At 43.2% G+C, this 16,078-nt stretch carries 23 protein-coding genes and 1 pseudogene; 17 read left to right on the top strand and 7 right to left on the bottom strand.

Annotation, left to right across the window (positions count from 1 at the left end; all coding sequences use genetic code 11):
• The first annotated feature begins 64 nt into the window (after window positions 1–64).
• Together ACQXR1_RS15355 and ACQXR1_RS15350 are read left to right on the top strand one after the other, a co-directional pair.
• Window positions 65–727, top strand: coding sequence for an MBL fold metallo-hydrolase (locus tag ACQXR1_RS15355; protein WP_040081149.1), 663 nt, complete (start codon window positions 65–67; stop codon window positions 725–727).
• Window positions 728–743: 16 nt separating this feature from the next.
• A pseudogene (locus ACQXR1_RS15350) lies at window positions 744–872 on the top strand (LysR family transcriptional regulator); the annotation flags it as partial.
• A 36-nt stretch (window positions 873–908) separates the two neighbouring features.
• On the opposite strand, the gene ACQXR1_RS15345 reads toward ACQXR1_RS15350, so the two are convergent.
• The 3 genes from ACQXR1_RS15345 to ACQXR1_RS15335 all read right to left on the bottom strand — a co-directional run bounded on the left by ACQXR1_RS15345 (window position 909) and on the right by ACQXR1_RS15335 (window position 2,807).
• Window positions 909–1,388 (bottom strand): DUF2798 domain-containing protein, encoded by a 480-nt coding sequence (locus ACQXR1_RS15345; RefSeq protein ID WP_069150704.1) that lies wholly within the window; start codon window positions 1,386–1,388, stop codon window positions 909–911.
• 82 nt (window positions 1,389–1,470) lie between these two features.
• Window positions 1,471–1,914 (bottom strand): GNAT family N-acetyltransferase, encoded by a 444-nt coding sequence (locus ACQXR1_RS15340; protein WP_430772434.1) that lies wholly within the window; start codon window positions 1,912–1,914, stop codon window positions 1,471–1,473.
• 14 nt (window positions 1,915–1,928) lie between these two features.
• Window positions 1,929–2,807 carry a LysR family transcriptional regulator gene (locus tag ACQXR1_RS15335; RefSeq protein WP_014666119.1) on the bottom strand — a complete coding sequence of 293 codons (879 nt, stop codon included), beginning with the start codon at window positions 2,805–2,807 and terminating at the stop codon, window positions 1,929–1,931.
• A gap of 186 nt (window positions 2,808–2,993) precedes the next feature.
• On the opposite strand from ACQXR1_RS15335, the gene ACQXR1_RS15330 reads away from it, so the two are divergent.
• Window positions 2,994–4,208: an MFS transporter gene (locus ACQXR1_RS15330; RefSeq protein ID WP_430772433.1), complete on the top strand. Its 1,215-nt coding sequence runs from the start codon at window positions 2,994–2,996 to the stop codon at window positions 4,206–4,208.
• A 35-nt stretch (window positions 4,209–4,243) separates the two neighbouring features.
• On the opposite strand, the gene ACQXR1_RS15325 is transcribed toward ACQXR1_RS15330, so the two are convergent.
• Window positions 4,244–5,083, bottom strand: a complete 840-nt coding sequence (locus ACQXR1_RS15325) for a pentapeptide repeat-containing protein (protein ID WP_069838297.1) — start codon at window positions 5,081–5,083, stop codon at window positions 4,244–4,246.
• 146 nt (window positions 5,084–5,229) lie between these two features.
• Here ACQXR1_RS15325 and ACQXR1_RS15320 point away from each other — a divergent pair, with 146 nt between their 5' ends.
• The 7 genes from ACQXR1_RS15320 to ACQXR1_RS15290 all read left to right on the top strand — a co-directional run bounded on the left by ACQXR1_RS15320 (window position 5,230) and on the right by ACQXR1_RS15290 (window position 7,868).
• Window positions 5,230–5,619, top strand: a complete 390-nt coding sequence (locus ACQXR1_RS15320) for a YybH family protein (protein ID WP_040081156.1) — start codon at window positions 5,230–5,232, stop codon at window positions 5,617–5,619.
• 113 nt (window positions 5,620–5,732) lie between these two features.
• Window positions 5,733–6,203 carry a hypothetical protein gene (locus ACQXR1_RS15315; protein WP_040081157.1) on the top strand — a complete coding sequence of 157 codons (471 nt, stop codon included), beginning with the start codon at window positions 5,733–5,735 and terminating at the stop codon, window positions 6,201–6,203.
• A 35-nt stretch (window positions 6,204–6,238) separates the two neighbouring features.
• Window positions 6,239–6,484, top strand: a complete 246-nt coding sequence (locus tag ACQXR1_RS15310; protein ID WP_014666114.1) for a hypothetical protein — start codon at window positions 6,239–6,241, stop codon at window positions 6,482–6,484.
• Window positions 6,485–6,581: 97 nt separating this feature from the next.
• Window positions 6,582–6,974, top strand: coding sequence for an Hsp20/alpha crystallin family protein (locus tag ACQXR1_RS15305; RefSeq protein WP_069838298.1), 393 nt, complete (start codon window positions 6,582–6,584; stop codon window positions 6,972–6,974).
• Window positions 6,974–7,159 (top strand): hypothetical protein, encoded by a 186-nt coding sequence (locus ACQXR1_RS15300; protein ID WP_071581812.1) that lies wholly within the window; start codon window positions 6,974–6,976, stop codon window positions 7,157–7,159. Before ACQXR1_RS15305 ends, ACQXR1_RS15300 begins: the two co-directional genes overlap by 1 nt.
• A gap of 15 nt (window positions 7,160–7,174) precedes the next feature.
• On the top strand, window positions 7,175–7,519 hold the full coding sequence (locus ACQXR1_RS15295; RefSeq protein WP_071581811.1) for a hypothetical protein: 345 nt from the start codon (window positions 7,175–7,177) through the stop codon (window positions 7,517–7,519).
• A gap of 1 nt (window position 7,520) precedes the next feature.
• A complete protein-coding gene (locus tag ACQXR1_RS15290; protein ID WP_014666110.1) occupies window positions 7,521–7,868 on the top strand; it encodes a hypothetical protein in 348 nt (115 codons plus the stop codon).
• 38 nt (window positions 7,869–7,906) lie between these two features.
• On the opposite strand, the gene ACQXR1_RS15285 is transcribed toward ACQXR1_RS15290, so the two are convergent.
• Window positions 7,907–9,214: an MFS transporter gene (locus tag ACQXR1_RS15285; RefSeq protein ID WP_243571761.1), complete on the bottom strand. Its 1,308-nt coding sequence runs from the start codon at window positions 9,212–9,214 to the stop codon at window positions 7,907–7,909.
• Window positions 9,215–9,314: 100 nt separating this feature from the next.
• Between ACQXR1_RS15285 and ACQXR1_RS15280 the strand changes: the two genes are divergently transcribed.
• A complete protein-coding gene (locus ACQXR1_RS15280) occupies window positions 9,315–9,635 on the top strand; it encodes a hypothetical protein (protein ID WP_069838301.1) in 321 nt (106 codons plus the stop codon).
• 11 nt (window positions 9,636–9,646) lie between these two features.
• On the top strand, window positions 9,647–10,093 hold the full coding sequence (locus ACQXR1_RS15275) for a DUF6376 family protein (protein WP_069838302.1): 447 nt from the start codon (window positions 9,647–9,649) through the stop codon (window positions 10,091–10,093).
• A 32-nt stretch (window positions 10,094–10,125) separates the two neighbouring features.
• Here the strand turns inward: ACQXR1_RS15275 and ACQXR1_RS15270 are convergent, their stop codons facing one another.
• Entirely contained in the window at window positions 10,126–11,055 is a 930-nt protein-coding gene (locus ACQXR1_RS15270; protein WP_151257451.1) for a manganese-dependent inorganic pyrophosphatase, read from the bottom strand.
• A 204-nt stretch (window positions 11,056–11,259) separates the two neighbouring features.
• On the opposite strand from ACQXR1_RS15270, the gene hypR reads away from it, so the two are divergent.
• Entirely contained in the window at window positions 11,260–11,637 is a 378-nt protein-coding gene (hypR, locus tag ACQXR1_RS15265) for a transcriptional regulator HypR (RefSeq protein ID WP_069838303.1), read from the top strand.
• A 28-nt stretch (window positions 11,638–11,665) separates the two neighbouring features.
• Here hypR and cotF read toward each other — a convergent pair whose 3' ends face one another.
• Window positions 11,666–12,148 carry a spore coat protein CotF gene (gene cotF / locus ACQXR1_RS15260; protein ID WP_071581807.1) on the bottom strand — a complete coding sequence of 161 codons (483 nt, stop codon included), beginning with the start codon at window positions 12,146–12,148 and terminating at the stop codon, window positions 11,666–11,668.
• A gap of 145 nt (window positions 12,149–12,293) precedes the next feature.
• On the opposite strand from cotF, the gene ACQXR1_RS15255 reads away from it, so the two are divergent.
• From ACQXR1_RS15255 to rplI, 4 genes are all read left to right on the top strand, one after another.
• Entirely contained in the window at window positions 12,294–12,443 is a 150-nt protein-coding gene (locus ACQXR1_RS15255; RefSeq protein WP_014666103.1) for a hypothetical protein, read from the top strand.
• A gap of 225 nt (window positions 12,444–12,668) precedes the next feature.
• The gene (locus ACQXR1_RS15250) at window positions 12,669–13,598 is read left to right on the top strand and encodes a YybS family protein (protein ID WP_282373873.1); all 930 of its coding nucleotides are present in this window, start codon (window positions 12,669–12,671) and stop codon (window positions 13,596–13,598) included.
• 36 nt (window positions 13,599–13,634) lie between these two features.
• Window positions 13,635–15,614 carry a cyclic-di-AMP phosphodiesterase GdpP gene (gdpP, locus tag ACQXR1_RS15245; RefSeq protein ID WP_040081167.1) on the top strand — a complete coding sequence of 660 codons (1,980 nt, stop codon included), beginning with the start codon at window positions 13,635–13,637 and terminating at the stop codon, window positions 15,612–15,614.
• Window positions 15,611–16,060: a 50S ribosomal protein L9 gene (rplI, locus tag ACQXR1_RS15240; RefSeq protein ID WP_003226915.1), complete on the top strand. Its 450-nt coding sequence runs from the start codon at window positions 15,611–15,613 to the stop codon at window positions 16,058–16,060. Before gdpP ends, rplI begins: the two co-directional genes overlap by 4 nt.
• Window positions 16,061–16,078: the final 18 nt, after the last annotated feature.

Raw genomic sequence — 16,078 nt, 5'->3', positions numbered from 1 at the left:
TACATATTGAATTGATTTGTATTACAGTAATGATAGCAAGAAATTTCCAAAGGGAGTGGTTTTGATGAACTTGAGACAACTATCAGAACATGTCTTTCAATGTGAATTTGAGCTTGATGTTCCCCTTCGTGTCCCGGTTCATACTTGGTTTATTAAAGATGGCGATGATGTTTATATTGTTGATACGGGGATAGAACGTTTTGCTGATGCTCAAATTAGGGCAGCGTTAGCGATCGGCAATCCAAAAGCCATTTTGCTTACCCATGGCCACAGTGATCATATCGGAGGTGCATCAAAATGGTTAGAGAGATTTGATCTTCCGATTTATGCCCACCAGAAAGAACTTATATATATCAATGGAGAAGCGCCTTATCCGAACAAAAATGAAGCAGAGAACACAGGGGTAGCCCATATTGTTCAGCCGCTGACAGAGCAAACGCTTGCTCACTTGCCTCTGCAATATGATTTAACACCCGGACATTCCCCGGGGCATGTCGTGTATTATCATAAAATCGATCGTACTCTATTAACGGGCGACCTTTTTATCACGAGTAAGGAGGATTTACACCCACCTATAAGAAGATTCAGTGTTGATATAAATGAGAACATCGATAGCGGCTCAATCATAGATCAAATCAAACCAACGCTCATTTGCTCTTCACATGGCGCAGAAATTCTTTATAACGAAGAATTGTATAAAAACTATGTGGTAAGGTATAGGGATTAATGGAAGTGAAAAACTTAAGCTGAAAATTCTTCAGCATGGTGAAGCCCTCGATCCGATTTACTCACACCTGTTACTCAAAAAGAAAAAATGGCAGCTGCCTGCCGCAGAGGCTTTTGCGGAGCTTGTTTTACATTTGATTCGTTAGAAAAAGGAGTGAGCGTCAGGCTCACCCCTTTTCTAGTTAAACTGCAGCTGTGAGCTTTGGTTTTACAAATTTCATGAAAATCCCTCTGACTAATGGGCCCATAATCAGTAATTGCAATGGATAGGCCAGGATGAAATTTTTTAACACAATCATAAGATAGGTGCTGAAGAGGCTGTCTCCGTTCAGCCCATTTGCCAGAACCGCTGTCACTAAACCTAACACAGACATACAAAGCACCATGCCGATCACCATACAAGTTGACATGGCAAGGATGACATATATTTTTTTAGTCTTGTCGAACGGCATGCTGAATGCAATCTTCTTGGCGAGGGGGCCCACTAACAGTAAATCTAACAGGAGGGCGACCATAAAACCGATGGCCATTTCAAAAACGGTCATCATTGAAAAATCCTGAATGGCTCCGTTGATGATGGCGTTGTAAATCGACATGACGCAGACCATTCCAAAGCACATCATCACGCCAAATATAAGGCCTTCTTTTTTATTTGCTGGCATACAATCATTCCTTCTCTCTATAATCGGTGATTAGTATACCAATGAACCGTTCATGCTCATAAGTGACAAATTTGTGAATAATCTATAGCGCAGAATCGTCCTGTTTTGTCATCAGCACATGCGGAATGCCATCCAGCATAAATTCTTCTGATGCAGTCTGATAGCCTAGCTTTTCATAAAAGCCTGCCGCCTGTGTCTGGCCGTGCAGTTTGAAGGCAGATATGCTTTGTTCTTTCACGATACGTTCTAATGCACCGACGATTACTTTTCCCAGACCGAATTTGCGGTAAGGCTTCAGAATGCAGATTCGTTCCAGTTTTCCCGCGTGGTCAACGATACGGACGCGTGCAGTGCCAACGGGTACATTCTGATGATAAGCCAGAATGTGCCGGCAGTCACCGTGGAGTGTATCGAACTCATCGAATTCATCCGAAATGGGACAGCCTTGCTCCTCTACAAATACTGCCTTTCTGATTTCAAACGCTTTATGTAAATCTTGTTCTGACGTGATGTTTTTGACCTTCATGCTTGAATCCTCCCTTACTCCGAAAAATGGCTGATGACATATTGTTTAAAGGTCTCAGCAACCGGTGATAAAAATCTGCCTTTTATCCAGGCAATCCCTATGACACGCTGACATTCCGGCCAGCTGACGCGGATTTTGGCGATTTTGCTTTGGTCTAAGCCTTTCAGGTCTGGCAGAATAGATATGCCCAGTCCGGCTGCCACAAAACCTGCGGCAGTGGCGGCTTCTTCTCCTTCAAACATAATGTTCGGCTGTATATCAGCCTTCTCAAACAGCTCATCGACCGTCATTCGAAGCGCGTAGCCTTTTTTCAATAAAATGAACCGTTCCCCGGCAATCTCGGTCAGGGTAATGCTCTCACGATTGGCTAATGGGTGATCAATTGGCACAAATAAAAAGAGCTCTTCACTCCATAGCTTGATCCATTGGATCGGATTTTCAGGCTTAATCGAAGCGAGCAGACAGAGGTCGAGATCACCGGATTTTAATCGTTCAAGCAGCCAATAAGAGTGGTTTTGCTTCAGCTGGAAGGCAATGTTGGGGTATTCCTGCTGAAAGGAGCCGATGAGATCGGGCACGAGCGTAGTGCCTAATGTATGCAAAAAACCGAGAGAGACTACGCCTTGGTCTGGCTTTAATAAAGCTTGGATTTCTTCTTTTCCTTCGGTGTACTCCTTCATCATCGCCTGCACCCGCCGCAAAAAAATGTGTCCGTATTGATTTAAGGTAATGGATCGTCCTTGCCTGTCAAAAAGCGGGACGCCTAAATGATTCTCCAGCCTGGCGATAGAGCGTGAAAGTGCAGGCTGTGTGATGGAGAGGCTTTTTGCGGCTTTCGTCACGTGCTGCATCCGGGCCAGGGTTTGAAAATATTCAAGTTGTTCCCATTCCAATCATTATTCCTCCCTTATTACATATAAGCATCAAAAGGATATTTTATATGCATTATACATCATATATCGACGGTGCTAAGATAAAAGTATAAACAGACTCGAGGATGTTTGAAATCGGAAGAATAAAGGATGGTTTTATATGAATTGCAGTGCTCAACAACATGCGGAGGGGCAGATAAAACCCCAATGACATACATTCAAAAAGGCACACCGGTTTTTCGTAAAATTACGTTTGCTTTCTTCGCCGCAGGCTTCAATACATTTGCGATTCTTTATTGCGTACAGCCGCTCATGGAGGAATTCACGCGGGAATTTCATGTGACGCCTACTGCGGCGAGTCTCTCTTTATCCGTTACCACAATGCTGTTAGCAGTGAGCATGCTTGTCTTTGGCTCATTATCAGAGGTGTGGGGGCGCAAGCCGATTATGGGTATTTCCATGCTGGCCGCATCGGTTCTCTGTCTGGCATCGGCCTTCAGTCCGAACTTTCATACGCTCCTCGTATTGCGAACCATTCAAGGCGTTGCGCTCGCAGGCCTTCCGTCAATTGCGATGGCTTATCTCGGAGAAGAAATTGAACCTGGAAGTCTCGGATCAGCGATGGGACTGTATATCAGCGGAAATGCAATCGGCGCCGTTTTTGGAAGGATCGTTTCCGGGCTTCTGAGCGAGTACGTGAATTGGCATATGGCGATGGGATCAATTGGTGTCATTAGTTTGATTGCTAGTGTTATATTTTTTATAAATTTGCCTCCATCCAGGCATTTTACGCCAAGAAAATTGAAGCTCGGGAAGTTGGGAATGTCTCTGATCGGCCACTTGAGAGACCGCAAACTATTCAGCTTGTTTCTCATTGGTTTTTTGCTGCTCGGAAGCAATGTTGCATTGTTTAATTACATTGTGTATGTGCTGCTGGGCCCGCCGTACTCGCTTAATAAAGCATTTGCCAGCTGGATCTTTATTGTGATGATTATAGGTATTTTCAGCTCATCTTTCATTGGAAGAATGGTTGATCGGTATGGCTATCCAAAAATACTAGTGATGAATATTTTCATTGTCATTGCAGGTGCTTTATTCACGATAAACAGTATGCTGGCAGTGAAAATACTGGGGATTGCCCTCTTTACATTCGGTTTTTTCGGAGGGCATTCAGTTGCCAGCAGCTGGGTGGGCAGGAGAGCTCTTTACAACAAAGCACAGGCTTCATCGCTGTATTTGTTTTTCTATTACGCCGGTTCAAGCGTTTGCGGAACAGTCGGAGGGCTATTCTGGTCTGCTTATCACTGGCTGGGCGTCGTCGGTATGATCACCTTCATGCTGCTGGCTGCGTTATGGCTGTCGGGATACTTGGCAAAAAGTATGAAAATGCCGGATAAAAGGAACGAAAAAGGATTGAATTGATGACAGTAAAAAAAGGACCGTAAGCGGGTCCTTTTTTATTTCCAATGGGCAGGGATTCGTAAAGACGGCGGCAGCTTTGTGTTCGAATCACCGTTGGCGGCGTTCACCTGTGCCTGTGTCAGAAAGATGCATCCGGTCAGGTCGGCGCCGCTGAGATCAGCGTCTCTCATATCTGCACCGATAAAGTCTGTCATTCTCAAATCGGCATTTCTCAGATCTGCGGCTATGAGCAGCGCCCCTCTTAGATTTGCTCCTCGCAAATCAAGCTCTTTTAGTTTTGCGCCGATCAGGACACTTCCCCGGCTGACTTTTTTCGGGAGTTTTGGATTGCGGGCTTGGGCACGCACCAGCTCACTCGTTTTTAACAGCCATTTATTGACCTCAGCTCGATGCTCGTCCACCTGCAGTGTCAGCAAGCGTTCTTTGCTGAGTCTGGTGAGGCTTTCTATTTTTTCAAAACTGGTTCTCAGTTCAGGGTGAATCGGCTTTGCTATATCTATAGAAAGAGCTTCATGTAAATACCAGAGCATTTCATGCAGCTGCTGCATGATAGGAAAAACGCCAAACATCTCGTTGGCCGTTCCCGGGCTGTTTCGCCAATCCTTTCCCTCATAAGTGATTTGGGATACCTTTTGGCCGGCGCCAAAGCATTCATATGCAGAGCAGCCTCGAAATCCTTTTTCTCTGAGATTTTTATGGATCGAACATTGATAGTTTGATTGTAAGTTGCGGCAAGGCGTGCCTCCGTCTTTGTCAAAAGCAAAATCTGCCGACTTCGCATAAGGCAAGGCGACACAGCACAAGCCAAAACAATGCTGGCAATCCGCGCTTAAATCATGATGTATATGGTCATGTAATGTTACTTCCGCAGACAAAATTGTCCACCCCTTCACTTGGGTACTTTGTTAAATATATCTATTTGATTATATAGGAAATAGGGATCCTTTTCATTTTGTTTTTACGGTTTCAGCGTGTCAAACATTGTATAATATATCCAATCATGATGATTGGGGGAATTCATTTGGAACAGCAATTGAAAGACATCATCTCTGCATGTGATGTGGCAATCCAAAATGAAGATTTTGATACACTGATGAATTACTACTCGGAAGATGCCATTTTAGTTGTGAAGCCTGGCATGATCGCGCGAGGCAAAGAAGAAATCAAAAAAGCGTTTATCACGATCGCGAACTATTTTAATCATCATATTGTGCCGACACAAGGAGAAATGATCATGCTGGAAGCAGGTGACACTGTCCTCGTTCTTTCTCAGACACTGCTTGATTCGGATAAAAAGGACTCCGAGTATGCGATGGAAAGAAGGGCGACCTATGTCTTTAAGAAGAATGCGCAAGGCGAGTGGCTTTGCGTAATCGATAATTCATATGGTACGGATTTAATTGGTCTTTAGCTTACGGACGTGTTTAAGTCAGCTACTGCTTGAAAAAGAACCCGAACCAATAATCGATGTAAAACATATTGTAAAGTAATGGACTGAAAAGACATATCAAGGACTGAATAAGATTGAATCATCGACAAGCAGTAAACCAGGTTCAAGTCAGCAACATTAGCGTGATTTCAATTGATACCTCCTCAGGAATATTTATTGGAACCAATTATGCGCATAATTGGTCTTCGCATCGGAAAAACAATTACGGACTCGGATCAATGACCAACTCCCAGGTGTCTCACAATTTTAGCTATGTGATGGATAACGATGAGGTAGATACGCCGATTCATCATGAAAACAGGATTTCCTTTGAAGGGAACTCGGGAGAAAACCAGAATGATATTGATGTTGGAGAAATGAATATTAACGTTCTGGATACATGTGCCGCCATTTCAGTTGGCGAAAACGAACTTACCGGCTGGAGTTCACATAGTAAACGAACGTCCGGCCAGGGAAGGTTATTAGGCACGATTCAAAACACTCAAAACTCGTCATTCGTGATAGATAACGACGAAAATGACTGTCAAATAAATGATTACTTTTAAGAGGCTGCCTTGGTTTGAAAAGGAGGAGGATTTGTTTGGCTATCGGTTTTACACTCGGTGCAATCAATGTGAATTCCCAGCAGACAAATACAGCCATCGCGATTGGAGAAAATCAGTTACCCGGATGGGCTGCGCATCGTAAGGTAAATAACGGAATCGGCTTCTTCGCAGGAAATGTCTTGAACCAGGGGAATGTTTCAACGGTTATTGACCCTGATGGCATAGACGGTGTCATGAATAACCAAAATATATCGCCAAGTGTACAAAATCAAACTCTTTAACGGTGAATAGTTTTCTTTTAGCATACCTCCAAAAAAAGCACATAAGCATAGTTATAGATTCTAAAGATGTATGGCTATGTGCAGGGGGTTTTTATTTATGCCAAAATCTCATTTTTATCCCCATGTGAAAGAAATGATGGGAAAGGATTTCGCTGAGCTGCTGCGCGAAATTGCTCCCTTTGTCGAACCGAGAGCCGATCTCATAAAAACAAACCACAGATTGACGATAACCATTGATGCAGCTGGTGCACGTGTAGAGGATATGTCAATCAGCCAAAAGAATCGCACACTCATCATTGAAGGAAAGATTACCCCCCAGCCGATGGAAGAGGAACAAGAGTGGATCGCCAGAGAACGGTTTTACGGCCCTTTCAAACGGGAGATCGCCATTCCCGAAGAGTATGATCTGCGTCAGATTCATGCGAAATTTGAAAGCGGAATAGTAACGGTTACCGTTCCGCACCGCACTAATGAAAAAGGAGAAGAGTGATGACCTCTATCAAATACGGTTCTTTGCGGGTTAACCATCTGAGAAATTCTTCTGGCCTCTTTGTCGGAACAAATATCCAAAAAGGCAGAAAAAGTGAAACCTTTATCAATGAAGGTTTTGGCGCCATAAAGGGGAAACATAATAAAATCAAAGGAAATGCGGGAGCTGTGGAGAAAAGTTTTTAAAAAGGGATGGCGTATATGAGCATAGATGAGGTCCTAAAAAAGCTTGAAGAATTAGCCGGAAAAGTCCATACGCTTGAACAATCCTCCCAAGAGAAACGCACCCCTTCTGTTTTTGTGAAGATGGATGTACAGGAATTGAATGTAGAGAAGCTGCATTTAGACGATTTAGCGTTTCATCTCGATCACCTGGATGTACAGGAGCTAAGCGGGATGCTGAATCTTGGCAACGTATTCTCTCCTCATGTTCATCCGAAATCCACATCGCAGTCTCGATTAAAGAAAGCAAAAAAAGATGATATTGAGGTCAAAATAGATGGAAAACCAGTACCGTATACCATCAATCAGGGAAAGGATGTTTAACGTGAAACGGTTTTCTCCCTCTTTTTTTATTGGCTCCATTTCCATTGGTACGGTTGAAGGCGCATCATGTGTAAACCTCGGAAACAACCTCCCCAGCGGTTTTGTGAATTATAAAAAACAAAACCAAGGATTCGGCTCCATTTCAGGAGACCATAATGATATCCACGATATTTTAGCGACAATAGAGGAAAACGGCACACAGGATGCTTTTCATTATGAAGGTGGTCTTCAAGGAAAAAACGAGCAGGTGCTCGAACAGATAGAGCAGGAAATGCTAGCTTCGGGGCTTGATATAGAGGAACAGGACGAGGAGAAGGTAAATGGGGACGGGCCGGATTCTTTGATGTAAAGGGAGAGCTGCCAACTGGCAGCTCTCTTTTTCATGTTCTATAGTTTAATTCGTTTTACATCCCCTAATACAAACACATAAAAAACCAAGCCCAGCAACAGCACAAAACCGGCTACCAGAAAGCTAAGCGTAAAGGAGCCTGTCACATCAAACAAATACCCTGTCAGTGATGCAGCAATAATGCCTCCGAACAGGTTGTTTGCGAGGTTTACCATCGAGCTCAGCATGGATACGGAACCGATCGGCGCGAGCTCAGCGGAGATGGACCAGCCAACCGGAGCGGTAGCAGAAATTCCAGCGAGCCCGATGGAAATACAAATAATCGCTATGGTAATATTGTTCGTCAGAATGGAGCCTAAAAAGAAAAAGCCGAAGCTCATCCCGACTATGATTACGGTTCGATACACCTTGGTGTTTGGATAGCCTTTCTTAATAAAATAATCGACGAGCCAGCCGCCGACAGCGATTCCAGAAATGGTTGAGATCAGCCACGGCACAGCTGTAAATAAACCGGACGACATGAGATCCATCCCGTATGTATGTTTAAAGAAAGTCGGAAGCCAGGTAAGCAGCAGATTGAATGTATACCCGTACCCTGTAAATCCGATCATTAAGCCCCATACTTTGCGGTTGGTGAAAAGCTTTTTTAAAAGCGGACCCGTTTTGTAAGGGATTTGCTCTGTATTAATGGTGTTGTGTTTTTGAATATAGTTGAGTTCACTTTTGGAAATGCGTTTGTGCCGTTCAGGCTGTTCATAATACTGCCAGAAAAAGATCGTAAACAGCACATTGATGCATCCAATCGTCAAAAAGGCGACACGCCAGTCAAACGTTGTGACAAGAAAGGCGACCAATGGCGCTCCGATGACGTTTGAAAACTTGGCGGCTGAATCGAACAGTGAATTTGCCAATCCCCGCTCACTTGGAGGAAACCATAGAGCGGTTGCCTTAGAGGCAGCAGGGAACGCAGAGGCGCTCGTCAGCCCAATGAGAAACCGGAACAGATACAGCAGCAATTTCCCCTGTAAAAAAGCAAGAAGGATCGTTAAAAAGCTCCATATTGTCATTCCAACCCTTGTGACCCATGCCACCCCAAATCGGTCCAGCAAACTTCCGACAGGCAGCTGCATCAGTGTGTAGGAATAGGTGTAAATGGAAAATACGATGCCGAGTTCAGTTGCAGTAAGGTGAAACGAATCTTGTATCGCAGGTGCCGCTACAGAGATGGCCACTCGGTCAAAATAATTAAGAATAATAATGCCGCTAAGTAACGAAGATATGTACCATCTGGTATGCCCCGGCCGTTTCACGCGCTCTTGACTCATGATGAAAACCTCCTCTTTCATAGCATGATCTCCTGGTGGAAAAACCATTCAAATTTTAAATACCACAGCGCGCTTTTATGTAAACGGAAGGAATTTGACTGGAACAGATGGGTGCTTTAGAATGAAAGTAATAAAAATGAACACTCCAAAGGGGAGTAGCTTTCACAGTAAAGTCGTCATTACGGGACAAGATGTCCTCGGCTTTGCTGGCAATCTAATTGTTAGCGAGACCTTTGCCAAATCTGATTTGGTGAAGGTCTTTTTGTTTCGGAACTTCACCAAATTGGTGGAGTTTTTTTCATTTTTATCAAAAAGGGAGAGGAGCGTCAGGATGTCTACGTTGAAAAAGTGGCTGAAGCGTGAACTGGTGAGGAAAGGGCTGCCGTTAGCGAAAGAGAAATTGATTCCGATCTTAAAAGAAAAAATGAAGAAGAAACGATGAGGAGGCTGACAATGAAGATTATTTTGACAGTACTTGCCGGAGTGGGTCTTTTGAGTGCAGGCGGCTGCGGCATGCTTGATCAGGTGAACGACGGATTGAACTATACGGGTGAGGCAGCGGGGTATGTGGAGAAGGTGAAGACATTTGCAGAGGAAGCGCCTGAATTGGCTGAGAAAGCTGTAAATGACACCGAGGCGAAAGAAAACCTTGAAGCGCAGCTTGAGTCGATTCAGAAGGCTGCCGCTGATTTTAATGAATTAACACCGCCTGATGCTGCAACGGAGATTCATCAAACCATTCAGGAGCATAACGAAACCTTGCAGAAAAGCGCTGAAGAGGTGTTGAAACAAGTGGAGGAAGGCAATGTATCGCTTGAAGATTTGGAGCAGTCAGATCTGGTCCAAAACGCAAAGCAAATCACTGATGTGATGGGACAGATTGAAAAGCTGGGTGAATAAGAAAAAGCATCCCGACACGGGATGCTTTTTGATTATTCAGCCATTGCGTCAGTTAAGACAGGAACGACTTGTTTTTTACGGGACACAACGCCTTTTAAGAGAGCTGTGTTGTTTTCTAATGTCACGTTGAACGCTTTTTCCACTTTTGCTGCTTCGTTACCGATTGCAAGAGCAAGTGAATCATTTTCTAAGATATCTGTGATAACAAGAAGGAACAGATCAAGATTCTTCTCAGCCACAACCTTTGAGATCGCAGCTTCTAATTCAGCTTGGCGTTTTTTCACATCTTCAATGTCCACTGTGTTTACTTGTGCGATTTCGACTTTCTTGCTGCCGAGTGTAAATTCTTTCGCATCAAGAGAAATGAGCTCTTCCACTGTTTTCTTGCTTAGATCAGCGCCTGCTTTGAGCATGTTCAAGCCGTATTCTTCAGCATCTACGCCAGCGATCTCCGCAAGCTCTTTTGCTGCTGCTACGTCTTGGTCCGTGCAAGTTGGGGATTTGAATAACAGTGAGTCAGAAATGATCGCAGACAGCATCAGGCCGGCAATTTCCTTCTCGATTTTCACGTTATTTTCTTTGTACATTTTGTTTAAGATCGTAGCTGTACAGCCTACAGGCTCAGCACGATAGTAAAGCGGCTCAGCTGTTTCAAAGTTAGCGATGCGGTGATGGTCGATAACCTCTAAAACCTGAACATCTTCAATGTCTTTGATGCTTTGCTGCCGTTCGTTATGGTCAACCAGGATAACGCCGTTTACTTCGTTTGCAGCTGTTTCAACAAGGCGCGGGCTTTCTTGTTTGAAATAGTCAAGCGCGTATTGTGTTTCGCCGTTGACTTGTCCAAGACGGACAGGCTCAGCATTGAAGCCGAGTTTGTTTTTCAAATCAGCATAAGCAATCGCAGAACAAATCGTATCTGTGTCTGGGTTTTGGTGTCCGAAAATAAGTATCTTTTCCATGATAGCTCCTATCCTTTTTTAAGTAGTGTCATCTTTATATAGTTTAACACGTCTTGCTGCAGGTGTAATCATGCAAACCCTTAAAAATTGATGTGAATAAGAAGCATTTTCTTTGAGCTGAGGAGAAAAGCTGTGTAAAATACTGGGTAGCTTAGTTGCAAAATGTAATGTAGTATCAAAAAAGGTACTATTGGAGGGGCATAAATGAGTGAAAAAAAGAATATATACCCGAACAAAGAAGGCTGTCCAGTTGAATTTACGCTAGATGTCATTGGCGGAAAGTGGAAAGGAATTCTTTTTTATCACATGATAGAGGGCAAGAAACGGTTTAATGAGTTTCGGCGAATTTGCCCGAATATTACTCAAAGAATGCTTACTCTTCAGCTGCGGGAGCTGGAAGCGGACGGTATCGTGCATCGTGAGGTTTATCAACAGGTGCCGCCGAAGGTTGAGTATTCTCTGACAGAATTCGGGCGAACACTTGAACCGATTGTTTTGCAAATGAAAGAATGGGGAGAATCCAACAGAGACGTGCTGGAATCTTATCGTTCGAACGGTTTGCTGAAGGATCAGCAAAAATAGCAGCAAAGGAACTCCTTTGCTGCTTGTTTTATTTCATTGAAAGGGCTCTGTTGGCGTTTCTGACGTCATTTTTCAACAGTTCAGAAAGGTTGTAAGACGGATAGTATCCATGCTGATACATGTATCGATAAACTTGGCCGTGCAGCTGGATGGCAGCATTCAGCTGTTTGACCAGTACGTTTCTTAATTGAGGTGTGGCTGTTTCTGTAATGGCGATGGCATAGTTGCGGACAGATGTTTTAGCAAAACCGAGCAGGTCACCGCTGTAAAATGGGTTATCTGCGCGTTCTTCTTCCTCATCCTCTCTATGCGGAGCCTGTGGAAAGAACGGAAGAAGCTCTCTTACATTTTGCTCAACGGCCTGAATAGACACGTTATAAAGCTGTTTGAGCTGAGGGTCTTTTACTTCTCTTACCATTTTCTTCAGTTTAATAAGTCCGTTTGATTGAAAAGCAACCAGCTCGTGCATTTCTAGTGTTTCATGCCAAGCCAATGTTCTGCGTTCATCCATGTGAAAATTCTCCTTTATCAATCAGATTCCATATCAGCATATGCCCAACGCTCAATGTTGTTCATGATGTTTTGAAGTTTTTAAAAAGGGAAATTCACCTTATATAGGCTACGGGTTTAGAACATGCACAAAGAGGTGAAATTCAATGTGGGACATGATAAAGAACTTTTTCTTGTTTAGCAGCGGCGTTCTGCAAGCAACAACTATTTTACTGGTGATCTTAATTTTTATGTATGTCAGAAAAACGAAAAAGAAAAACAAAGAATCTTCTGGCTTTATGGATGATAAACATTAATGGTGATGGGCATTCTTTTCCAAGAATGTCTTTTCCTTTTTTTATGTTTCACATGAAACATTAGCGTCATTTTACTTGCGATTTGGACTTATGTTAAAATATAAAAGTAAAATTTAGAGATGATATAAAAACATTCGGTGCAAAGCGTTTGCAGCGATGAAAAAAGAGCAGTCGTTTATGCTGCTCTTTTCTATTCGTATGTTCAAGATGATACGAGGTGACTAAGTGAAACAAACGAGAGCATTAATGGAAGGTGCTATTTTAATCAGTCTGTTTGCGATCATCACGCTTTTGGTCGTTTATGTTCCTGTGATTGGAATACTGTTTTGGTTGGTTTTACCTCTACCTTTGATTTTATACACATTGAGATATGGGGCAAAATTAGGTTTTTGGATGAGTATTGTAAGTCTTCCCGTTATTTTTATAACTAGTTCAATTACTGGGGTCTTTTTAGCGATTATATCCGCATTTACAGGTGTTGCTTTAGGTTTTTTTCTTAAGAAGAAGGATCCTGCAATTGCGATTTTATCTGGTTCTTTTGTTTCAGTGCTATGTATTATGATGTTTTTTGTGTTAAGTGTTTTATTTATGGATATTAATATCATCGATAGGGCCTTAACACAATCACAGGAAGCGATTGATTCTGCAGAGGATATGATGAGAAATTCAGTTCATTCAGAAGAAATTAATAAAAACTTGAGTATAATGAGAGATCAATTAGACACAGCTCAATACCTATTCCCAACAGCTATTGTGATGCTGGGGGTAATATATGCTTTCCTCAGTTACCTTATCGCTAAGCCGCTCTTAAGGCGATTCTCCCCCGATATTCCTAATCTAAAGCCTTTTAGAGAGTTGAAGTTTCCGCAAAGTGTTGTAGTGCTGTATTTGATCATTGTTATGCTTTCATTTTTGCCTTTAGAAAAAGGCCAAATGCTGTACTCTATCGCTTTAAATGGGGAGTTTATACTCGGGTTTCTGATTTTTATCCAAGGTTTATCATTTATCTTTTTCTATTGCCATAAGAAACAATATCCGAAGGCTGCGGCTGTGATTGCTGTCGTACTCGGGTTTGTGCATCCGGTATTCATGGCAGTCATTCGCATTTTAGGCGTCTTAGATATAGGCTTTCATATAAGGAATAAGGTGAAGTGAACATGAGTTTTACTCACATGGTGGGGAGTGATAGAAATGCCAAGCTTTTATGAAAAACCGCTGTTTCGGTATCCCATCTACGCATTGATTGCTCTGTCAATCATTACAATCCTCATCAGCTTTTATTTTAACTGGATATTAGGAGCCGTCGAAGTGCTGCTGCTGGCAGTTATTTTGTTTTTTATTAAACGTGCTGATTCTCTTATTCGAAAAGAGATAGATGCTTATATTTCAACGTTATCCTACAGGTTGAAAAAAGTCGGTGAAGAGGCATTGATGGAAATGCCGATCGGAATCATGCTTTTTAATGACCAATATTATATAGAATGGGCAAATCCGTTTCTTTCCTCTTGCTTTAATGAAAGCACTTTAGTGGGGAGATCACTTTACGATACTTGTGAATCGGTGGTGCCGCTGATCAAACAAGAGGTGGAATCGGAAACGGTTTCATTGAATGACCGCAAGTTTAGGGTTGTCATCAAACGGGATGAGCGTCTCTTATACTTCTTTGATGTTACAGAACAAATCCAGATTGAAAAGCTATATGAAAACGAAAGAACCGTGCTGGCCTATATTTTCCTTGATAACTATGATGATGTGACACAAGGATTGGATGACCAGACGAGAAGCACGATGAACAGCCAGGTGACATCTCTGCTGAACGCTTGGGCGCAGGAGTACGGGATCTTCTTGAAACGGACGTCTTCAGAACGCTTTATCGCTGTGCTTAATGAACACATCTTAACTGAACTCGAAAATTCGAAGTTTTCGATTCTTGATGAAGTGCGGGAAAAAACCTCATTTGACGGTGTAGCGCTGACGTTAAGCGTCGGTGTCGGGGCTTCAGTCTCTTCCTTGAAAGAACTTGGCGATTTGGCGCAATCCAGCTTGGACTTAGCACTGGGACGCGGCGGAGACCAGGTAGCCATTAAGCTGCCAAACGGCAAGGTGAAGTTTTACGGCGGTAAAACAAACCCAATGGAGAAACGAACAAGGGTGCGGGCCCGCGTCATTTCTCATGCCTTAAAGGAAATCGTCTCTGAAAGCAGCAATGTGATTATCATGGGGCATAAATTCCCCGACATGGATTCTATCGGCGCAGCGATCGGGATTTTAAAGGTGGCACAGGCAAATAACAAAGATGGCTTTATTGTGATTGACCCAAATCAAATCGGATCAAGCGTGCAGCGTTTGATTGAGGAAATCAAAAAATATGAAGAGCTGTGGTCAAGATTTATTACCCCTGAAGAAGCAATGGAAATTTCTAATGATGACACGCTACTTGTGATCGTTGATACACATAAGCCGTCGCTTGTTATGGAGGAACGGCTGGTCAATAAAATTGAACATATCGTGGTCATCGACCATCACCGCAGGGGTGAGGAGTTTATCAGAGACCCGCTGCTCGTTTATATGGAACCATACGCTTCTTCCACAGCGGAATTGGTGACAGAGCTGCTTGAATATCAGCCGAAGCGCTTAAAAATCAATATGATTGAAGCAACAGCCCTATTAGCTGGTATAATAGTGGATACAAAGAGCTTTTCTCTCCGCACGGGCTCGAGGACTTTTGATGCGGCTTCTTATTTAAGGGCAAAAGGCGCCGATACGGTGCTGGTGCAGAAGTTCCTGAAAGAAACCGTTGATTCCTATATTAAACGGGCGAAGCTGATCCAGCATACGGTCCTCTATAAAGATAACATTGCGATTGCTTCTCTTCCTGAAAATGAAGAGGAATACTTCGATCAAGTCCTGATTGCGCAGGCTGCCGATTCGCTGCTGTCGATGAGTGAGGTTGAGGCTTCATTTGCGGTGGCGAGACGGGATGAACAAACGGTTTGTATCAGTGCGCGGTCACTTGGCGAGGTAAATGTGCAGATCATCATGGAGGCGCTGGAAGGCGGAGGGCATTTAACAAATGCGGCGACCCAGTTGTCCGGCATTTCAGTTTCTGAAGCGCTGGAACGGCTGAAGCACGCCATAGATGAGTATTTTGAGGGAGGCGTACAGAGATGAAGGTTATTTTCTTACAAGATGTAAAAGGAAAAGGAAAAAAAGGTGAAGTCAAAAACGTAGCAGACGGTTATGCGCATAACTTTCTCATTAAAAAAGGCCTCGCGGTTGAAGCGAACGCGTCAAACATCAGCGCGCTAAACGGACAAAAGCAGAAAGAGAAAAAAGAAGCCATTGCCGAGCTTGAGCAGGCTAAGAGCTTGAAAGAGACATTAGAAAAACTGACTGTTGAACTTAGCGCAAAATCAGGTGAAGGCGGCCGTTTATTTGGTTCAGTGACAAGCAAGCAAATCACTGAACAGCTGCAAAAAGACCATAACATTAAAGTAGATAAGCGGAAGCTTGAACTGCCGGACGGCATTCGTGCATTAGGATACACAAACGTGCCTGTGAAGCTGCATCCTGAGGTGCAGGCAGTGTTAAAGGTACATGTAAAAGAAGAAGCTTAATAGAAAAAGAGGCTTGGA

The organism is Bacillus sp. ATD (genome assembly GCF_050585765.1).
Classification (GTDB): Bacteria; Bacillota; Bacilli; order Bacillales; family Bacillaceae; genus Bacillus; species Bacillus stercoris.
The sequence above is the reverse complement of the archived record's forward strand: the minus strand, read 5'-3'. Positions and strand labels throughout refer to the sequence as shown.